Origin of the sequence: Planococcus maritimus, from assembly GCF_001687625.2 — a bacterium.
Classification (GTDB): Bacteria; Bacillota; Bacilli; order Bacillales_A; family Planococcaceae; genus Planococcus; species Planococcus maritimus.
This window is the reverse complement of sequence record NZ_CP016538.2, coordinates 1,421,819-1,442,434: the sequence shown is the minus strand read 5'-3', so window position 1 is coordinate 1,442,434 and position 20,616 is coordinate 1,421,819. Positions and strand designations below refer to the sequence as shown.

Here is a 20,616-nt window from a genome sequence, read left to right as displayed (position 1 = left end):
CATCTTCCCAAAACAGAAGGCGATTCAAATGAAAGGGACGGAATCAAGGTTCAATTCCGTCCCCCTTATGGTTATTGCTCTTCGTTTTCTTCTTCTTCCTCGAGGAAAGTGTTAAGCATTTCTTCGATCATGTCCCATTCTTCTTCAGTTTCTACTGGGCGAAGTTCGCCGCCGGAAACTTTCTCATCAGAATCCAGGTTTTCAGTGAAAGAAGATGCGTGGATTTCGATCTCGCCTTCTTCGTCTTCATCTGCTCCTACTGGGAAATACAAGACGTATGATTTTCCGAAATCTTCCGATTCAAATGTGAACAACACTTCGAATAATTGCTCGTTTCCGTGCTCGTCCACTACTGTAATATGCTCTTGACCATGTTCCATTTGTGTCACCTCATCATTTTTTTGAATCAAGATAGCCTTGTAAAATCATCACTGCGGCCATCTTGTCGATTACTTTTTTGCGATTTTTTCGGCTGACATCGGCAGAAATCAGCATTTTCTCTGCTGCCATTGTTGTCAGTCTTTCATCCCAAAGCACTACCGGTATATCATATCCTTCTTTTAGCAATGCTGCAAACTTTTCGGAAGCTTCTGCCCGTGGCCCGATAGAGTTATTCATGTTCTTCGGGTAGCCCACGACCGCTTCCGTTACTTTGTACTCCTTGATCAATTCGCCAAGACGTTCAAGACCAAACTGGCCATTCGCCTCATCGATTTTGACGGTTTCAATGCCCTGGGCTGTCCAACCAAGCGCATCACTAATCGCCACTCCGATCGTTTTGGAGCCAACATCCAATCCCATTGTTCGCATAATTATTCCTCGTTATTCTTTTTGATATAGAACTTCACCAGTTCTTCCAAAATTTCATCCCGCTCCAGTTTCCGGATCATGTTCCGGGCATCCTGGTGGCGAGGGATATAAGCCGGATCACCTGAAAGCAGATACCCGACGATCTGATTGATCGGGTTATAGCCTTTTTCTTCTAGAGCAGCATGGACCTGCAACATTACTTGCTTTACGTCCTGCTCCATCGACTCATCGGATGAATCAAATTTCATCGTGCGATCAAATGAGCTCACGACAAGCACCTCACTTTCGGAATGTGTATTGGCAATTCGTTCCTCTTGCTGAATCCCATTATAACTGAAAGCGCGGATTTGTTAAACCTATTTGACTAAAGTGTAGACCGATTCAAGAGCGGCCTCTAGTTGCTCTGGATTTTTTGCCCCAGCCATCGCCATGTCCGGGCGTCCGCCGCCTTTGCCGCCGCATTGTTCAGCGACCGCTTTGACGATATTGCCGGCGTGGTAATCCTGGCCCGCAATGTTTTTCGAAACACCCGCTGCTAGCATGACTTTGTCGCCGTCGCTTGCTCCCAGAACAATCACAGCCTGATCAAATTTCGCTTTCAAATCGTCGACCATTTGGCGTAGTTGGTTATTGTCTTTTGCTTGAACTTTTGCTGACAATACTGTCACATCTCCGACTTTTCTTGCCGATTCCAGCAATTCACCGGACTGGGCATTAGCGATTTTCTGCAGCAGCGATTCATTTTCGCGCTGCAAAGCTTTGACATCGGCTTGCGTCGCTTCAATTTTTTGAACGACATCACGTGGGTTGGCTTTCAAAAGAGAAGCTGCTTGTTCTAACACTTTCTCCCCTTGTTTAATGCTGGTAAACGCACCCTTGCCGGTCAATGCTTCAATGCGGCGAACGCCAGCTCCGATGCCGCTTTCTGAGACGATTTTAAAGACGCCGATTTCAGAAGTGTTCGCTACATGGATGCCGCCGCACAATTCGAGCGAGTAATCGCTGATCGCAACGACGCGGACGACATCACCGTATTTTTCGCCAAATAAAGCCATTGCGCCCATGTCTTTTGCTTCCTGCAAGTTATGATAGCCTGACTCGACTTCAATGCCTTCCCAGATTTTTTCATTCACTGCCTGCTCGATCGTTGCCAGCTCTTCTTTTGTCACTTGCCCAAAATGAGAGAAGTCAAAACGCAGGCGGTCTGGACCAACATAGGACCCCGCTTGGTTAACATGTGTGCCAAGAACGTCTTTCAATGCCTGATGCAAAAGATGAGTCGCGGTATGGTTTTTCACCGTGTGGCGTCGTTCAGAAGCATCGACTTTCGCTTTCACAGCCGTTTTCGTCAATTCGCCGGATTCCACTCTGACACGGTGCAAGTTCTGACCATTCGGTGCTTTTTTGACATCGAGCACAGTAGCCAAAACCAGATCGTTGGTCAGTGTCCCTTTATCGGCAATCTGTCCACCGCTTTCGGCATAAAATGGCGTACGGTCCAGCACGAGCTGCACTTCTTCGCCTTCTTGGACACTGTCGACCAATTCTCCGTCTTTTACGATGGCGACGATTTCAGCGTCTGCCACTGTATGCGTATAGCCAATAAATTCGCTTTCTGCTTTGATATTGCCAAGCACTTCGGATTGCGTCTGCATGGAGTTAACATTCTGGCGAGCATTTCTCGCACGTTCACGCTGAGCGTTCATCGCCAGTTCAAAACCTGCGTGATCGATGGTCATTTCTTCATCTTCTGCGTATTCTTCCGTTAGCTCTACAGGAAAGCCGTACGTGTCATATAAACGGAAAACATCTTCACCCGGAATTTCGCTATGGCCTTGTTGTTTTTGCTTTTGGATCACGGTAGATAAAATTTCCAAACCGTCGTGCAAAGTTTCAAGGAAGCGCTCTTCTTCAAGCTTCATGACACGGACAATGAAATCTTCCTTGTCTTTCACTTCAGGATAGAAGCTCTGCATGATTTCCCCAACAACCGGCACTAATTGGTACATGAACGGTTTTTCGATGCCAAGTTTCTTCGAATAGCGAACAGCACGGCGCAGCAAGCGGCGCAGCACGTAGCCTCGGCCTTCGTTTGACGGCAATGCGCCGTCTCCAATCGCAAACGCGACGGTGCGAACATGATCGGCAATCACTTTGAAGGCCATATCTTGCTCTTGGCTGTCGCCATAGGATTTCCCTGAAATTTCTGCGGTCTTCTCAATAATTGGTACAAATAGATCTGTATCGTAATTGGTCGGCACGTCCTGAACGACTGAAGCCATGCGCTCGAGACCCATTCCAGTATCAATGTTCTGTTTTGGCAGCGGCGTGTACGTGTGATCCGCATTATGGTTGAACTGGGAAAACACCAAGTTCCAGATTTCCAAATAACGGTCGTTTTCGCCGCCTGGATATAATTCTGGGTCTTCCGAATCGTTTCCGTAGAACTCACCGCGGTCGTAAAAAATTTCCGAGTTTGGTCCACTTGGGCCTTCCCCAATATCCCAGAAATTCCCTTCCAATCGAATGATGCGTTCAGCTGGCACGCCGACTTCATTCAGCCAAATAGCGTAAGCTTCTTCGTCTTCCGGATGGATGGTCACAGACAATTTCTCTGCATCAAAGCCGATCCATTTGTCGTCCGTGAGAAATTCCCACGCCCAGTGAATAGCCTCTGTTTTGAAATATTCCCCAATCGAGAAGTTGCCGAGCATTTCGAAAAATGTATGATGTCGCGCCGTCTTCCCGACGTTTTCGATATCGTTTGTGCGGATTGATTTTTGCGCGTTGACGATTCGTGGATTTTTCGGAATAACGCGGCCATCAAAATATTTTTTTAACGTCGCGACGCCACTGTTGATCCACAATAAAGACGGGTCTTCAAACGGCACGAGTGGCGCGCCCGGTTCTACGTCATGTCCTTTTTCTTTAAAAAAATCGAGATAGAGCTTACGGATTTCTTCAGCTTTCAAATTCTTCATCAAAATTCCTCCTTTTGCATAATAAAAAGCCTTCATCCCCTAATAAAAAGGGACGAAGGCTTGATTCGCGGTACCACCCTGGTTACACAAGGCCTGGGCCGTGTGTCTCTCAAGCGCCTTAACGCGGCGGGACGGCAGTGATTAGCTGCACTCGGGAGTAGCGTTCAATAGATGCGGCAGAAGGCCCTTTCAGCCAAGGGAGCCTTTTTCTAAGCAGCCGGATTCTATTTACTGTCTCCGTCTAAGTGTTGTCTTTCTGTTATAAATTGAATTATAGAAAACCCTGATGGCCTTGTCAAGCACACTCACGCTCCTTGAAAGTCGCGCGGCGTGATGCCTTCCATGCCGATCATCGGATGGATGCGGTGGGCATTTTGCTGTGTCAGGCTTTTTGGCTCGTCGGCTTGTGTTTCGGAAATCGTTTGTTCGGTTTTTGTTTGCGCCGGATTCTCTGTCGCTGTTGTCGCTGTTGCTGCTGGGGCCTCTGCGATTCCCAGTCTATCTGCCAGCGTCGTCAAGCGGCTCGAATCGTCTGTACGCTCGACGCCATATCGGAACACGCCCGGGTCGCCGCAAAGAATGAGGAAATCCCGGCTTCTTGTGATGCCGGTGTAGAGCAAATTGCGGCGCAGCATCTTCATATAACCGCGGACGACCGGCATGATGACTGTCGGGAATTCCGAGCCTTGTGCTTTATGAATCGAACAGCAATAAGCGAGCGTCAGCTGGTTTAAATCACTGCGCTGGTACGTTACTTCGATGCCGTCAAATGACACGACAAGCAAATCCTGCTTTTCCACCGTTTCTTTCGCTTTCATGATGGCGACTACTTCGCCCATATCCCCGTTAAAGACATTGCTCTCAGGCTGGTTCACTAACTGCAACACTTTGTCGTTGATACGGTAAGTGATGTCACCAAATGCCAGCTCTTTGCGGGAACCGTCGTCATTCGGGTTGACCATCTGCTGGATCATTTGGTTAAGCGCATCGATGCCTGCTGGCCCTTTATACATTGGCGCAAGCACTTGAATGTCTTTGATCGTATGGCCTTTTGACAAAGCACTCTTGACGACTTTTTCAACAACTGTCGAAATTTGGTCTGCCCCGGCACGGATGAACGAACGGTCGGAGGTTTTTGCTTCGATATTATCCGGCAGTTTCCCGGCTTTCATTTGGTGTGCGAGTTCAATGATGGACGAACCCGAACTTTGGCGGTAAATTTCCGTCAGCTCGACTTTCGGGATGCGGCCGGATGCAAGCATATCGCGCAGCACTTGTCCGGGGCCGACTGGCGGCAATTGATCCTGGTCGCCAACAAAAATCAGCTGGGCGTCGACAGGCACCGCTTTTAATAATTGATGGGCAAGCCAAGTGTCGACCATCGACATTTCATCAATGATGATCAATTTGCCTTCAATTTCTTTTTCGGTTTCTTCATCTTTTTCCTGGCCGTTAAAGCCAAGCAAGCGGTGAATCGTCATCGCCGGCAAATCGGTTGATTCGCTGAGCCGTTTCGCCGCACGCCCTGTCGGAGCTGCCAAAATGATCGGGAATGGCTCTTTTTTCTTGCCATATTCTTTCGGATCAAGCGACAAGCCATGCAGTTCGGCATAGACTTCGACCAAGCCGCGAACGACCGTCGTCTTGCCTGTCCCTGGCCCGCCGGTGAGAATCATGACGCTGGAATTCAAACTTTTTTCAATAGCATCGATTTGCGTCTCTGCATAATTGACGCCAAGCCGCTCTTCAGCGTCGCCAAGCGCTTTGCGGATTTCAGAAGATGGAAAGCCATCGCGCGTTTCCTGCTCGGCAATCAAGGTCTCGAGCTTGGTTGCGATGCCGACTTCCGAATAATACAATGACGGCAAATAAAGGCGGGTTTCTTCCCCCGCCACTTTGCCTTCCTCATTCAGTTCGATAGCTGCTTGTGTAATCGAGTCGATTGGAATGTCCGCTGATTGGCTCGCTTCAAGCAATTGCTTGACGAGCGGGATTAAATTCTTCGCATCGACAAAGACATGCCCTTCCGATAGCGACGCCTGATTCAACACATGGAGAATGGCCGCTTTAATACGATCGGGGTGGCTGCCGGTGATGCCAAGCTTTGAGCCGAGTTCGTCCGCACGGTGAAAGCCGATGCCTTCGATTTCCTCGATCAGCTGAAATGGGTTTTTCGAAAGAATGTCGATCGTTTCTTCACGGTAAGCTTGATATATTCTCATACCGATTTGCGGGCCGAATCCCCAATCGTTTAATTGGATCATGACGCGCTCAAGTCCTAAATTCATCTGCAAAGTCGAGCGGATGGTATCTTTTTTTTCATCCGAAAGACGCGGGACACCGTCAAGTGCATCCGGGTCTTCTAGAATTTTTTTAATGGCGTCGCTGCCGAGTTTCTTGACGATGGTCTCAGCCGTTTTGCGACCGATGCCGTTGAACAAATCGCTCGATAAATAATGGACAACGCCTTGTTCGGTTTCAGGCACTTCTTTCTTGAAGGTTTCTGCCTGGAACTGTACGCCGTATTTCGGATGGTTTTTGACGCTCCCGGTAAACTTGTATTGTTCTTCAAGCGATAGCTTCGGGAAATAACCGGAGACGATAATTTCCTTTTCGGTATAGGGGGTGTTGGTTTGCTGGATTTTCACTTTAATGATGGAGAAGAGGTTTTGGGGATTGTGAAAAATCGAGACGACCGGACGCCCCAGCACAAATTCACTTTCTTTTTGGAATAAATCAATCTGTCCGGACATGCGGCCGTCTCCTCTCTTTCATTTCTTCAATTCAATCGTTCGTTAATCATATCGTAGGCGTAACGCGCCATTTCGTTTTTGTCATCTAATGTGTATGCACGCTGTAAATGATACATGGCATCTTCTGTACGATCGCTCGAGACGGCATACAAAACACCTAAGTTGTAATGGACATCTGAGTTATCCACATCAATCTCAAGCGCTTGAACAAACTGTTCTTCAGCCATATCAAAAAATTCAAGCGAGGCCAATGCGATGCCATAGCTCAGACGCGCCTGCAAGTCAGTTGGGTCCAGTTCAACGGCACGCTGCAAATAAGGCAAAGCAAGCTTTGGCTGGTCGATGCGCTCAAAGCATTTGCCGACCATATAATGGGCATCCGAACCTTCGATGCCATGATGAATTGCTTTTTCATAGAGCTTTAACGCTTCTTCATAACGTTCTGCGTTGTAATAGAGATTCGCCAAGCCGTAATACGCCGTAGCGGAGGTTTCATCAAGCGTCAAGGCTTTCTGAAAAAACCGTTCCGCACGCTCTGTTTCGTTCATTGAAGCTAAGACATGCCCGAAATTGATATAGCCGAGTGCGTCTTCTGGCTGCTCTTCAATGGCATTCGTAAATGCTTGAATGGCATCTTCTGCTCTGCCTTCTTGCAAGGCTTTGATGCCAATTTCGTTATAATTCATCGCCGATTCCTCCATCATCCTACATAGTCCAGTTGTGAACCGTTTTTGAAGACGCGGTCAATCGTGCCGCCGCCTAGGCATTTATCGCCGTCATAAAAGACGACTGCTTGGCCGGGTGTAATGGCGCGGACTGGCTCATCGAATGTGACAACCGCTTCGCCGTCTTTCATGTCGACTGTGACGCCAACATCTTGCTGGCGGTAGCGAAATTTTGCTGTGCATTGGAACGATTCAGCAGGCGCGTCGCCGGTTGTGAAGCTCAAGTTGACAGCCGTCAAGCTATCGGAAAACAAAGCATCGTGGTGAATGTTTTGCCCAACGTAGAGGACATTTTTCTCCAAACCTTTTCCGATAACAAACCACGGGTCGCCCGCTCCGCCGATGCCAAGTCCTTGGCGTTGGCCGATTGTGTAATACATCAAACCGTCGTGCGATCCTTTTTTGACGCCATCCAAAGTTTCCATCGAACCGGGTTGAGCCGGAAGATACTGGCTTAAGAATTCTTTGAAATTGCGTTCGCCGATAAAGCAAATACCCGTTGAATCTTTTTTCGTTGCCGTGGCAAGACCAGCTTCAAGTGCGATTTCACGCACTTCTTTTTTCTCAATCGCCCCAAGTGGGAACATGACTTTCGCCAATTGCTCTTGATTGAGCTGATTAAGGAAATACGTTTGGTCTTTATTGTTGTCGATACCGCGTAACATATGTGTGATACCTTGGTCGTCTGTTTCTACGCGTGCATAATGGCCCGTTGCAAGGTAATCTGCACCCAGGCTTAGTGCGTGTTCCAGGAATGCCTTGAATTTAATTTCTTTATTACACATGACATCTGGATTTGGCGTGCGTCCCGCTTTGTATTCCTCGAGGAAATACGTAAACACTTTATCCCAATACTGCTTTTCGAAATTGACCGCGTAATACGGGATGCCGATTTGGTTGCAGACGCGAATGACGTCTTCGTAATCTTCCGTTGCTGTGCAGACACCATTTTCGTCGGTGTCGTCCCAGTTTTTCATGAAGATGCCAATCACATCATAGCCTTGCTGTTTCAATAAATAAGCGGCAACCGAAGAGTCGACCCCTCCGGACATGCCGACGACTACACGCGTATCTTGTGGAGCTTTTGTTTGCATTTTTATTCACCTTTTCTATTTTTGCGCCAGGCGCTTCGTGATTTGAGCCGTTTTTCCGGCCGCTTGTGTAATATCCTCTGCGGTCAGGCCGATACCGAAACTGAAACGAATCGAATTGCGCAGTTCTTTTGCGTCATGTCCATACATCGCGACCAGTACGTGCGACGGGTCGATTGAACCGGCTGTACACGCAGAACCACTCGATGCCGAAATACCGGATAGGTCCAAATTGACCAAAAATGATTCAATATCGATGCCTTCCAAGGAGACATTGAAAATATGCGGCAATTGATCGGTGCCATTTTCTTTAAAGTCAATGCCGTGTTCCTGGAACTCAGCCCGAAAAATCTCCTTGAAACCGTTAAATGCCTGCCTTTTCTCTTCCATCGTTTCCTGTGCGATTTTCACCGCACTTGCAAACGCTTGGATTGCCGGAACGTTTTCTGTGCCGGCGCGGCGTTTGCGTTCCTGCTCACCGCCATGCATCAACGGTTTGAGTGGAGTGTTTTTGCGCTGATATAAAAACCCCGTACCTTTTGGGCCGTTTACTTTATGCGCAGAAACCGATAATAAATCGACATTCAACGCATCCACGTCAATCGGCAACAAGCCGTAAGCCTGTACTGCGTCGGTATGGAACGTGATACCGGTGCCTTTTAACAGCTCTCCGATTTCTGCGACCGGCTGAATGGTGCCGATTTCATTATTGGCAAGCATGACGGTCACGAGAATCGTATCATCCCGAAGCGCTTGTTTCACGTCATCTGTCTTGATGCGGCCCATTTTATCGACCGGTAAATACGTCACTTCGTAGCCTTGTCTCTCCAACTCATTACAAGCATGAAGTACGGCGTGATGTTCGGCTTGTGTGGTGATGATATGGCGCCCTTCTTTGGCGCTTGCTGTTCCAAAAATCGCCAAATTATCCGCCTCTGTGCCGCCGGATGTAAAAATGATTTCGGTATCATCTGCTTGAATGCTTTTGGCGAGCGTTCGCCGTGCTTCATCTAAAATGCGCCGCGCATCGCGTCCTGCTTGGTGGATGCTTGATGGGTTTCCATAATGCTCACTTAAAGCTTCGGTAAACACTTTCGCCGCTTCAGGATGCATCGGCGATGTCGCCGCATGGTCCAAATAAATTTGTTTCATGATTCATTAACTCCTTATATATAGAACATATAATGTTCGGTGTCGCCTTCTTCTGTTTGCGCCAAGTCTTCGATCGTTGTCGTGTCCAAAACGTTTTTCACGGCGTCGCGGATGCGCCCCCATAGTTCACGCTGGGGTTGCTTCTCGTCCTCGATGCCTTCAACCGGTTGAATCGGCCCCTCGAGCACGCGGATAACGTCTCCTGCTGAAATCTCTTTCGGGTGGCGCGTCAACATATAGCCGCCATAAGCCCCTCTTACACTTTTTACGAGTCCCGAATTGCGCAGCGGCGCAACGAGCTGTTCGAGGTATGCTTCTGATAATTCATTGTCCGCAGCAATCTTACGCAAAGGCACCGGTCCTGCTCCGTATTGTTTTCCGAGTGCGATCATAATCGTTAAGCCGTAACGGCCTTTTGTTGATATTTTCATCTAAAACTACTCCTCTGGAACCTAATCGTCAATTCTTCAAATAAGTATAGCATATCTTACAGGACATAGGCTTTCAATGACTTTCAAGAGCGAATTCGCTATACTGATGGAATGAATAGACGGAAGGAGTTTTCTTCGTGCATAATGAACCACTTGCTTTTCGCATGCGTCCGCGGACGATCGATGAAGTTGTCGGCCAAAAAGACGTCATCGGTCCCTCCACGGCCCTTTATAAAATGATCAAAAGCGGCCATGTGCCGTCCATGCTGCTATACGGCGACCCTGGAATCGGCAAGACCTCGATCGCCCACGCCATCGCCGGCACGTCCGATTTGCCTTTTATCGCGCTTAACGCGACGACTTCTGGCAAGAAAGATGTCGAATCGGTCGTTCAAGAAGCGCGTATGACCGGCAAAGTGCTGTTGTTTTTAGATGAGATTCACCGCTTCAACAAACTCCAGCAAGATGCCCTGTTGCCGCACGTGGAATCCGGCTCGATCGTCTTAATCGGCGCGACGACCGAAAATCCATTTCATGATGTCAATCCGGCGATCCGCTCGCGCTGTGGTGAGATCAAGCAGCTCAAGCGGCTGACGCAAGAAGATATCGTCGAGTTGTTGAACAGTGCTTTGTCGGATGAAAAACGCGGTCTTGGCCGCGAGAAGATTCGAATCTCCAGCGAGCAAGTCACGAGGATTGCCGAAGGGACAAACGGCGATGCCCGTAAAGCGCTGACGATGCTCGAATCGATTGTCATCGCATCAGATGAGGAAGACGGCGAATACCTCGTCGATGACGGCATCATCGAGCAGATGATTAAGCGCGTCGGTGTGTTCGGCGACAAGAAAGGCTCTCATTTCTTCAACCTGTTGTCGGCGCTGCAGAAATCCGTTCGCGGCAGTGATGTCAACGGGGCCATGTATTATTTGGCCCACTTACTCGAAAATGGCGACCTCACCGCAGTAACAAGGCGTCTGCTTGTCATGGCATACGAAGATATCGGGCTTGCCAATCCCGCAGTTGGCGGCCATGTACTTGCGGCTTGCCAGGCAGCGGACCGGCTAGGCTTACCGGAAGCGCGCATCCCTCTCGCACAAGCTGTAGCGGAGATGTGCTTATCGGAGAAATCCAATTCCGCTTACCGCGCTATTGACGCCGCAACGGCCGCGATCAATAAAGGCCAGGTGGGCGATATCCCCCCTCACTTACGCGATACTCATTACGCTGGCAGTGCAGAGCTCGGCCATGGTGGATATAAATACCCCCACGACACGCCAATTGGCTCGTTCGGCGGATGGGCAGATCAGGATTACTTGCCAAAAGAATTGAAAAAGGCAGAATTCTACAAGCCGGTCGTCGCCGGCGAAGAAAAGAAATTCGCCGGCATCTACGAAAAGCTGAAAGGCTTCCGGAAAAAATAAATAAAAACGGACAGATAATCGATTCAGTGTCCAACCATTGATGTGATGATCATATTTCACTGTTGAATGTAGATTTTATTATCATGAAAAACTCAATGAAATATCTTAGATTTTGGAGAAGTGTTTGCTTGACTCCTGTGGGATTAGCGGGTTTGAGAGACCCCGCAAGAAGCGTAGCGAATGAGGAGGCTCGATTCCCGCCCCACGGAAAGCAAGCAATAAGCTTCGGAAAACTCGACCTAATACCTATTTCTGCAAACAAAAACGGACGGAGAATGATGACATTCTCCGTCCGTTTTTTATTGGCTATTGATTGACGCGCTGGATATGGATCGATTTGGTCATTTGGTTAACGACCCAGCTCGCTGCGATCAAGCCGACCGTCGATGGGGTGAACGCGTTAGAAGATGGCGGCATCTGCGCTTTGCGGATCGCCGCATCTTTTTTACCAACGGTCTCGACAACATCTTCACGTACCACGATTGGGCTTTCATCAGAGAAAATAACCGGTACGCCTTTACGGATGCCCGCTTGTTTCAGTTTTTTGCGAATCATCTTCGCTAACGGATCGGTATGGGTCTTCGAAATGTCCGCAATCCGAAAGCGGGTTGGGTCCGTTTTATTGGCTGCGCCCATGCTTGATATAATTGGAATGCGACGGCTATAGCATTCCTTAATCAAATGTACTTTATAAATCAGTGTATCTGAAGCATCGATGACGTAATCGGGCTTATGGCTGAAAAACTCTTCGTAAGTGTCTTCCGTATAGAACATATGGAGCGTCACCACTTCACACTCCGCATTGACATCCAGAATGCGCTTTTTCATCACTTCGACTTTAGACTGGCCGACCGTAGAAAGATTGGCGACCAATTGACGGTTAATATTGGTGATATCGACATCGTCTTTATCGACGAGGATGATCTTTCCGACGCCGCTTCTAGCACACGCCTCGGCTGCAAACGAGCCCACTCCGCCAACGCCTAGAATGGCGACCGTAGATCCTTTTACGAGATCCATACCATCTTTACCGATGGCGAGTTCATTTCTTGAAAATTGATGTAACATACACACACTGCCTTTCCGATTCAATATGAAATAGGGATACTAGGGATTATACACATAGAAAATCCCTCCGGCAAATGCCGGAGGGACTTGGATTTCTTATGTAAGAAGAATCCCGATCGTGCCGTCCTTTGTGTTGCGCATCGTTTGAACCCGCTTATAGCAGGTGGGTGACCGCATCACCACTTATAACTTCCGGTTAGGGCATGTTAGCCATGATGATATGTAGGTCTCCCGACGACAAAATGTTGGGTCAAAATCGAATTGCTAAAAACGAACACATCAGGATTCTCTATACACGTATAGTAGCATACTTAAAAAAGATGTACAAGTCTTTTACTGTGAATCTTTTTCACTATTCTGAATAGTTACAGCTAGGTTTAATTCCTCTAACTGGGCGTTTGATACGGCACTTGGCGCTTCTGTCAGCATATCGCTGGCAGAGGCCGTCTTAGGAAACGCAATGGTATCACGCAAATTGGTGCGCCCGGCCAAGAGCATTACTAGGCGATCCAGTCCGAATGCAATGCCGCCATGCGGAGGCGTACCGTATTCGAATGCTTCAAGCAAGAAGCCGAATTGCTCCGTCGCTTCTTCTTTTGAGAAGCCGAGCACTTCGAACATTTTTTCCTGGATGTCGCGTTTGTAAATACGCGCCGATCCCCCACCGAGTTCGTAGCCGTTTAATACCAAGTCATATGCTTGTGCACGAACGTTTTGCGGTTCTGTCGACAATTTATCTAAGTCTTCTTCGAAAGGCATCGTAAACGGATGATGCGCAGCGTAGAAGCGGCCATCTTTGTCATCATATTCGAGCAACGGCCAATCCGTGATCCATAGGAATTTGAAGACTGATTGGTCGATCAAGTCCAAATCTTTGCCGAGCTTCATGCGCAAAGCGCCGAGTGCATCCGCAACGACTGTTTTGGCATCAGCCACAAACAGCAGCAAGTCTCCTGCTTCTGCTTGTGCTGCCTCAATCAAGCTATCAGCGGCTTCGCCTTCAAAGAATTTGGCAATCGGTCCTTTGACGCCGCCCTCTTCGACTTTCAACCAAGCCAAACCTTTGGCCCCGTAACGCGAAGCGAATTCGCCAAGAGCGTCAATGTCTTTGCGTGAGTAATTAGCAGCTTGTCCTTTGGCGTTGATCAGTTTTACTTGTCCACCAGATTCGACTGCACCAGTGAAGACTTTAAAAGCAGAGTCTTTCACCAGTTCCGATACATCGGTCAATTCCATGCCGAAGCGGACATCCGGCTTGTCGGAACCAAAACGTTCCATCGCATCCCGGTAGCTCATGCGCTCAAATCCTGTGTCGATGTTAATGCCTTTAACGTCTTTCATCACTTGAATCATTAAGCGTTCGTTCATTTCGATGATGTCTTCCATTGTCTGGAAGCTCATCTCCATGTCAATTTGTGTGAATTCCGGCTGGCGGTCCGCACGCAAATCTTCATCGCGGAAACAGCGGGCGATTTGGTAGTACTTATCTACCCCTGAAACCATCAGCATTTGTTTGAATAATTGCGGAGATTGCGGCAAGGCGTAAAATTCACCGTCATGTACGCGGCTTGGCACCAAATAGTCGCGCGCGCCTTCTGGTGTGGATTTTGTCAAAATTGGTGTTTCGACATCTAGGAACCCTTCGCTGTCAAGGAAATTGCGAATCGTTTTTGTCACATCCGAACGCATTTTCAAGGTTTCGAACATCGCTGGGCGGCGCAAATCCAAATAACGGTATTTTAAGCGTAAATCTTCGCTGACATCCGTTTGGTCTTCAATCGCAAACGGCGGGTTTTTCGCAGCGTTGATGATTTCTGCGCTATCAACTTGGACTTCGACTTTACCCGTTTTCATCGCGGCGTTTACTTGGCCTTCTGCTCGTTCCACCACAAGCCCATCAATATGGACGACGAACTCATTGCGTAGTGTTTCACCAATTTCCGATGCTGTTTCAGAAATTTCTGGGTTGAAAACCACTTGGACAATTCCTGAACGGTCGCGGACATCGACGAAAATCAAACCGCCGAGGTCGCGTCGTTTGCGAACCCATCCCTTCAATGATACGCGCTGGCCGATTGACGTTTCGTTAACTTCTCCACAATAATGTGTTCTCGACATATCTATTCCCCCAATGATTTCTTTTTCTGGATGTTCTCAGCTAATTCATCGAATGGCACTTCTTGCTGGTCACGCGTCGCCATTTCTTTGACGGCCGCTTTGCCGCTCTCAAGCTCTGATTCACCGATGACTATGACAAAGCGCGCTTGTTTGCGATCGGCAGACTTCATCTGCGCTTTCATCTTGCGGTCAGTGAAATCCATGTCCGCGGAGATGCCATTTGCGCGCAGGTCCCGGACAATCGAGACGGCTTTCTTTTTTGACGCTGCATCCATTGCAATGACGTATGCATCAAGCGTCTGGCTTTGCCCGATTTCTACTTTTTCCATTTCCAGTGCCAACAATAAGCGTTCAATGCTCATCGCAAAACCGATTCCTGGAGATTCCGGGCCGCCGAGGTCTTCGACAAGCCCGTTATAGCGGCCGCCGCCTGCAAGCGTCGTAATCGCTCCGAAGCCTTCCGCCTCACTCATGATTTCAAACGCGGTGTGGTTGTAATAATCGAGTCCTCTCACCAGGTTCGGGTCGACGACATAGCGGATGCCAAGTTCATCTAAATACCCTTTGACCTCGGCGAAATAAGCACTCGATTCTTCGTTCAAATAATCCGCAAGTGACGGCGCCGTTGCCATCAAGGGATGCTCACGGTCCACTTTGCAATCGAGAATGCGCAGCGGATTTTTCTCCAGGCGATTTTGACAATCGCCGCAGAACTCTTCAATTGACGGGGCAAAATGTTCGATCAGCGCTTGCTTGTGCGCCAAACGGCTTTCCGTATCACCTAGTGAATTCAAAACGAGGCGCAAACTTTTCAAACCGCTCGATTTGTAGACGTCCATTGCCAGTGCAATGACTTCTGCGTCGATGGCTGGATCTTTTGAACCGATCGCTTCTACGCCGAACTGAACAAACTGGCGCATGCGCCCAGCTTGTGGCCGCTCATAGCGGAACATTGGGCCTGTATAGTAGAGCTTGACGGGCTGGTCAGGTTGGCCGAATAATTTGTTTTCGACATATGAACGCACGACAGAGGCTGTGCCTTCCGGTCGCAGTGTCAAAGAACGTTCTCCGCGGTCCTGAAACGTATACATTTCCTTTTGGACGATATCCGTCGTGTCCCCGACGCCCCGTTGGAATAATTCCGTGTGTTCGAAAACCGGCGTGCGGATTTCCTTGTACTGATACAAATTACACAATTCATCAATCGTTCGTTCGATTTCCTGCCATTTGGCAGAGTCTTGCGGCAGTACGTCATACGTGCCGCGCGGTGCTTGGATATTGCCCATTTTCATCTCTCCTTTTCCATACAAAAAAGCCCCCGCCCCTTGCTTACGCAAGGGACGAGAGCTAAAAATTAGCTTCCGCGGTTCCACCCTAGTTGACGCAAAGTTCTGCGCCCTCTCTGTCCGGATAACGGCCGGAACCGTCTTAGCCTAATAAGCGCAGTGCGCCGTTCAGTAAAGAACCTCAAGAGTGTTTTTCATTGCAGATCTCTGCAGGAAAGCTTTCAGCCCAGGGCTTTCCCTCTCTTTTCAGTCGACGCCAACAATTACTTTCTCCGTCTTCAGCAAAATTATATAAGTAGAATAAATCAATCTTAATCAGCTGAAGAAATCTTGTCAAGCTTTTGCATACATTGCCTGATTTTTTTGATATTATAATGAGGATGAACTTATTATAGGAGGGCCGCTATGCAACGACGATTATACCTCACATTGCTGGTTATTATTTTGGCTTTATCGGGCACGATCCCGCTAGCTCCATCCAGCTCTGCCTTAGCCGATAACGGCGAAATATCCGCGACAGGTTCAACGGTCAATATCCGGTCCGGTCCGGGTTTGAGCTATGAAGTAATCGGCTCGATGAAACAAGGCGACACAGCGCAGCAACTTTCACGCAGCGGCGATTGGATCGAGATCCGCCATGGCAATTCTGAAGGATGGGTCGCTTCTTGGCTCGTCAGTACGGAACAAGCAGCCGACACATCTTCACAAACTGCAATTTCGTCCGTCGACAGCTTGAATATCCGTGCCCAGGCAGATTTATCTTCCGCGGTGCTGTCGAAAATGAATGCCGGCGAACAAGCCGAAGTTATCACAAACCACGGCGACTGGACAGAAGTGCAATTCCGCAATGTCCGTGGCTTCGTGTCAACACAGTACATAAGTTTGAGTGACCAACAAAATACGTCTCCGGAGGACTCCACTGCTGATGTAGAAGCCAACACTGGTCAAGCGCTCGAAAAACTCGCGTCCTTCCGCATTGCGGTCGACGCATTGAATGTCCGTGCCGAACCGAGTTTAAATGCTAAAATCCAAGACTCTGTGAAACAAGGGCAAGTATTTAATGTAAAGGGCATGGAAGGCAATTGGGTCCAACTGGAACTGGCAGACGGCAAAACCGGCTGGGTCTATGCTTTCTACGGTGAATTATCTGATCAACCCGCACAGCAAGCCAGCTCTGCCGATGAACAAGTGACTGTCATAACCGATGGCACAAATTTGCGCGCACAAGCAAGCACCTCTTCACAAGTCGTTACACACGCCGATGCCGGTACGCAATTAACGGTGGCAGGTAAAGAAGGCCAGTGGTATTTGGTAGCACTTGAAGATGGCCAACAAGCTTATATCGCTGATTGGGTCGTGCGTTCCGGAACATCTACGGAACCGGTTGAAGCTGAAAAGCAACAACCGCTAAGAAAAGCGGGCACTTTGAACGGCTTGACGATCGTTTTGGACCCAGGTCATGGGGGCAATGACGGCGGTACGGTTGGCGTCCGCAAAACAAACGAAAAAGACTTAACTTTGAAAACGGCAGAAATTCTGTCCCATCAATTGCGATCTGCAGGGGCGGAAGTCGTCTTGACGAGGCAATCAGATGTTTATGTCGATCTTCGACAACGGGTATCTGAGAGCCATCAAGTAGCAGCTGACGCATTCATCAGCATCCATTACGATGCCACCGAAGATAGCACGGTTTCCGGCTTTACTTCGTATTATCAACATCCGTACCAGCAAAAATTAGCGGAGCACATCAATGGTGGGTTGGCTGGGAAATTAACGCTTGACGACCGCGGCGCAAGAAAAGGCAATTACCTTGTGTTGCGGGACAATCGCCAGGCTGCGGTACTCGTCGAACTTGGCTTCCTTAGCAATTTCAATGAAGAACGCATTGTCTCAAGCGACCAATTCCGCGAACAAGCTGCACTTGGTCTATACAACGGCATTATCAGTTATTTTGATTCTGAACTAAGCGAATAAATCCAAATGCCCCGCTTCTCGCGTGAGAAGTGGGGCATTTTTTTGCAAAATGGATGCGATCTTGTTGGCGATGGCGCAAAGAACCTGTCCTTTGTTTTGACCCAATGAAAAAGAGGCAAGCTTAGCCGCTCACCTCTCCAAGGTTATTTTTTTGCACCATCTGAATCAACGACAATGGTGACCGGCCCATCGTTCGTAAGCTGGACATCCATCATGGCACCAAATACACCCGTTTCAACCTGGAGACCGTAGCTTGCCAATTCATCGTTGAATTTCAACCATAGCGGCTCTGCTTGTTCCGGACGTGCCGCTTCGACAAAGCTTGGGCGCCGCCCTTTTTTAACATCTCCGTATAAGGTGAATTGGGAAATCGACAGGACGCTGCCCCCCGCTTCCGCGATTGAATGATTCATCTTGCCGTGTTCGTCCTCGAACAGGCGAAGGCCAGCAATTTTTTTAGCGGCATAGGCCGCATCTACTTCCGTATCGCTGTGGGTGATGCCGACAAGCAACACATAGCCTGAATCGATCGCACCTGTCATTTGGCCATCCACCGTCACGGACGCTTGTTTTGAACGCTGTAAGACAACTTTCATGGCTCCTCCTTAGTTTGTCACACGTTTGACCGAATAAACATCAGGAATTTGCTTGATGCGCTCGACAACACGGTTCAAATGAGAGAGATGCGGAATCATAATCGATAAATTGATCGTGGCGATCTTATCTTTGTCAGCACGGCCGCTGACGGCAGTGATCGTCGTCTTCGTCTCACTGACCATATGCATCACTTCATTGATCAAGCCTGTGCGGTCATATGCCTGCACTTCGATATCAATTTGATACGATTTGTTTTCAGGCGATCCTGCATTTTCCCATTCAACCGGAATCAATCGGTCAGATTCATCCGCTTGGATATTCGGGCAATCTGCACGGTGGACTGAGACGCCGCGGCCTTTGGTGATAAAACCGAGAATGGCATCGCCAGGTACTGGGTTGCAGCATTTCGACAAGCGGATCATCATATTGTCAATGCCGCGCACGATAACGCCAGATTCCGTCTGTTTTTTCGGTTGGTTGGATTTCATTTCTACGGTGATTTTTTCAATGGCTTCTTCCTGCTCGCGCTTTTTGCGCTGGCGCTCTGCCAGGCGATTGACGACTTGCTGTGCGGTGATGCCGTTGAAACCGACAGCCGCATACATATCGTCTTCACTGGCAAAATTGTATTTCTCAATAACGCGTTTGATGTTCTCCCCCGTCAGTACTTCTTTTTGGGTGAACTCCTGTGCTTTGATCTCTTTTTCAACAAGGTCGCGTCCTTTATGGACATTATCATCGCGGACTTGTTTTTTGAAAAATTGCTTGATCTTATTTTTAGCTTGCGTTGATTTGGCGATGTTTAGCCAGTCGCGGCTCGGGCCGACCGATTGCTTGGACGTCAAAATTTCGACGATATCGCCCGTATGCAATTCAAAGTCAAGCGGCACCATTTTGCCGTTCACTTTCGCGCCGATTGTTTTATTGCCAATTTCGCTATGGACACGGTAGGCAAAATCAATTGGGCAAGAACCGTCCGGCATTTCGATGACGTCGCCTTTTGGCGAGAAGACATAAACCATATCTGAGAACAAATCGAATTTCAACGATTCCATAAATTCTTCGGCGTTGTCGGATTCGTTCTGGAAATCAAGAATTTCTCGGAACCACGACAAACGGGAATCAACCGAACTGAGTGGTTTGTCAGATGTCTTGCCTTCTTTATACGCCCAGTGTGCCGCCACACCGTATTCCGCGATGCGGTGCATTTCTTCTGTGCGGATTTGCACTTCCAGCGGATCGCCTTGTGGACCAATGACTGTCGTATGCAGCGATTGGTAAAGATTTTGCTTCGGCATAGCGATATAATCCTTGAATCGTCCAGGCATCGGCTTCCATGTGGAATGGATAATGCCAAGCACCGCATAGCAGTCTTTAATGCTGTCGACCGTAATACGCACGGCAAGCAAATCATAGATTTCGTTGAACTGCTTGTTTTGTATGGCCATTTTTTTATAGATGCTGTAAATATGCTTTGGACGCCCAAACAGATCCGCTTCTAAGCCGACATCATCGAGCTGGACGCGAATTTCGCCCATGACATTGTTTAAATAGTCTTCCCGCTCTGTGCGTTTTTTCTTCATCAAATTGACGATGCGGTAATATTGCTGCGGATTCAAATAACGAAGAGCTGTATCTTCGAGCTCCCATTTGATCGTATTGATCCCAAGACGATGAGCAATCGGCGCGAAAATTTCCAGCGTTTCGTTTGCCTTAATGCGCTGTTTTTCAACCGATTGGTATTTCAAGGTTCTTAAATTGTGCAAACGGTCCGCTAGTTTAATAAGAATGACGCGGATGTCCTGGGCCATCGCAACAAACATTTTGCGGTGGTTTTCCGCCTGCTGTTCTTCTTTTGACATATACTTGATCTTGCTGAGTTTTGTCACGCCATCGACCAATAAAGCGACTTCTTCATCGAAATCGCGGACGATGTCTTCGCGGCTGACATCGGTATCTTCTACGACGTCATGCAAAAAACCCGCTGCAACAGTAGCCGGATCCATCTGCAGTTCTGCCAGGATCCCGGCCACTTGCACCGGATGCACAATATACGGTTCACCGGATTTCCGGAATTGGCCATCATGGGCTTCATAGGCAAGTTGGTACGCCTTTTTAATCGTTTCTACGTGCTCTGCATTCATATAGGACGCAACCATTTCGAATACATCTTCAACTGTTCTCACTTGATCTTTCGCCATAATTGCCC

Annotated in this window: 16 protein-coding genes, 1 other RNA gene and 1 other annotated feature; of the genes, 2 read left to right on the top strand and 15 right to left on the bottom strand. The window is 48.5% G+C overall.

From position 1 onward, the window contains the following. Positions 1 to 71: 71 nt before the first annotated feature. From BBI11_RS07225 to cymR, 9 genes are all read right to left on the bottom strand, one after another. The gene (locus BBI11_RS07225; protein ID WP_058380964.1) at positions 72 to 380 is read right to left on the bottom strand and encodes a DUF1292 domain-containing protein; all 309 of its coding nucleotides are present in this window, start codon (positions 378 to 380) and stop codon (positions 72 to 74) included. 13 nt (positions 381 to 393) lie between these two features. Beyond that, entirely contained in the window at positions 394 to 810 is a 417-nt protein-coding gene (gene ruvX, locus BBI11_RS07220; protein WP_068461903.1) for a Holliday junction resolvase RuvX, read from the bottom strand. A 2-nt stretch (positions 811 to 812) separates the two neighbouring features. Continuing rightward, entirely contained in the window at positions 813 to 1,079 is a 267-nt protein-coding gene (locus BBI11_RS07215) for an IreB family regulatory phosphoprotein (protein ID WP_058383651.1), read from the bottom strand. 87 nt (positions 1,080 to 1,166) lie between these two features. Next, positions 1,167 to 3,791: an alanine--tRNA ligase gene (alaS, locus tag BBI11_RS07210; RefSeq protein ID WP_068461900.1), complete on the bottom strand. Its 2,625-nt coding sequence runs from the start codon at positions 3,789 to 3,791 to the stop codon at positions 1,167 to 1,169. A 305-nt stretch (positions 3,792 to 4,096) separates the two neighbouring features. Then, a complete protein-coding gene (recD2, locus tag BBI11_RS07205; protein ID WP_068461898.1) occupies positions 4,097 to 6,544 on the bottom strand; it encodes an SF1B family DNA helicase RecD2 in 2,448 nt (815 codons plus the stop codon). Between the two features lie 26 nt (positions 6,545 to 6,570). Then, positions 6,571 to 7,230: a tetratricopeptide repeat protein gene (locus tag BBI11_RS07200; RefSeq protein ID WP_068461895.1), complete on the bottom strand. Its 660-nt coding sequence runs from the start codon at positions 7,228 to 7,230 to the stop codon at positions 6,571 to 6,573. 14 nt (positions 7,231 to 7,244) lie between these two features. Then, the gene (mnmA, locus tag BBI11_RS07195) at positions 7,245 to 8,363 is read right to left on the bottom strand and encodes a tRNA 2-thiouridine(34) synthase MnmA (protein WP_068461893.1); all 1,119 of its coding nucleotides are present in this window, start codon (positions 8,361 to 8,363) and stop codon (positions 7,245 to 7,247) included. Between the two features lie 15 nt (positions 8,364 to 8,378). Further along, entirely contained in the window at positions 8,379 to 9,512 is a 1,134-nt protein-coding gene (locus BBI11_RS07190; RefSeq protein WP_068461891.1) for a cysteine desulfurase family protein, read from the bottom strand. Between the two features lie 14 nt (positions 9,513 to 9,526). Further along, positions 9,527 to 9,943: a cysteine metabolism transcriptional regulator CymR gene (gene cymR, locus BBI11_RS07185; RefSeq protein WP_058380971.1), complete on the bottom strand. Its 417-nt coding sequence runs from the start codon at positions 9,941 to 9,943 to the stop codon at positions 9,527 to 9,529. Between the two features lie 137 nt (positions 9,944 to 10,080). Between cymR and BBI11_RS07180 the strand changes: the two genes are divergently transcribed. Further along, positions 10,081 to 11,364, top strand: a complete 1,284-nt coding sequence (locus tag BBI11_RS07180) for a replication-associated recombination protein A (protein WP_068461889.1) — start codon at positions 10,081 to 10,083, stop codon at positions 11,362 to 11,364. A gap of 306 nt (positions 11,365 to 11,670) precedes the next feature. Here the strand turns inward: BBI11_RS07180 and BBI11_RS07170 are convergent, their stop codons facing one another. The 4 genes from BBI11_RS07170 to hisS form a co-directional block, all read right to left on the bottom strand. Next, on the bottom strand, positions 11,671 to 12,432 hold the full coding sequence (locus BBI11_RS07170; RefSeq protein ID WP_068461886.1) for a tRNA threonylcarbamoyladenosine dehydratase: 762 nt from the start codon (positions 12,430 to 12,432) through the stop codon (positions 11,671 to 11,673). Between the two features lie 105 nt (positions 12,433 to 12,537). After that, a non-coding RNA gene (gene ssrS / locus BBI11_RS07165) (6S RNA) lies at positions 12,538 to 12,721 on the bottom strand. A gap of 44 nt (positions 12,722 to 12,765) precedes the next feature. Next, positions 12,766 to 14,550, bottom strand: a complete 1,785-nt coding sequence (gene aspS / locus BBI11_RS07160) for an aspartate--tRNA ligase (RefSeq protein WP_068461884.1) — start codon at positions 14,548 to 14,550, stop codon at positions 12,766 to 12,768. A gap of 2 nt (positions 14,551 to 14,552) precedes the next feature. Beyond that, positions 14,553 to 15,836, bottom strand: coding sequence for a histidine--tRNA ligase (gene hisS / locus BBI11_RS07155; protein WP_068461882.1), 1,284 nt, complete (start codon positions 15,834 to 15,836; stop codon positions 14,553 to 14,555). A 47-nt stretch (positions 15,837 to 15,883) separates the two neighbouring features. Then, positions 15,884 to 16,124: a binding site (T-box leader), on the bottom strand. 117 nt (positions 16,125 to 16,241) lie between these two features. On the opposite strand from hisS, the gene BBI11_RS07150 reads away from it, so the two are divergent. Next, the gene (locus tag BBI11_RS07150) at positions 16,242 to 17,810 is read left to right on the top strand and encodes an N-acetylmuramoyl-L-alanine amidase family protein (RefSeq protein WP_068461880.1); all 1,569 of its coding nucleotides are present in this window, start codon (positions 16,242 to 16,244) and stop codon (positions 17,808 to 17,810) included. A 143-nt stretch (positions 17,811 to 17,953) separates the two neighbouring features. Here the strand turns inward: BBI11_RS07150 and dtd are convergent, their stop codons facing one another. Together dtd and BBI11_RS07140 are read right to left on the bottom strand one after the other, a co-directional pair. Continuing rightward, positions 17,954 to 18,406, bottom strand: a complete 453-nt coding sequence (gene dtd, locus BBI11_RS07145) for a D-aminoacyl-tRNA deacylase (protein WP_068461879.1) — start codon at positions 18,404 to 18,406, stop codon at positions 17,954 to 17,956. 9 nt (positions 18,407 to 18,415) lie between these two features. Continuing rightward, positions 18,416 to 20,608 (bottom strand): RelA/SpoT family protein, encoded by a 2,193-nt coding sequence (locus BBI11_RS07140; RefSeq protein ID WP_068461877.1) that lies wholly within the window; start codon positions 20,606 to 20,608, stop codon positions 18,416 to 18,418. Positions 20,609 to 20,616: the final 8 nt, after the last annotated feature.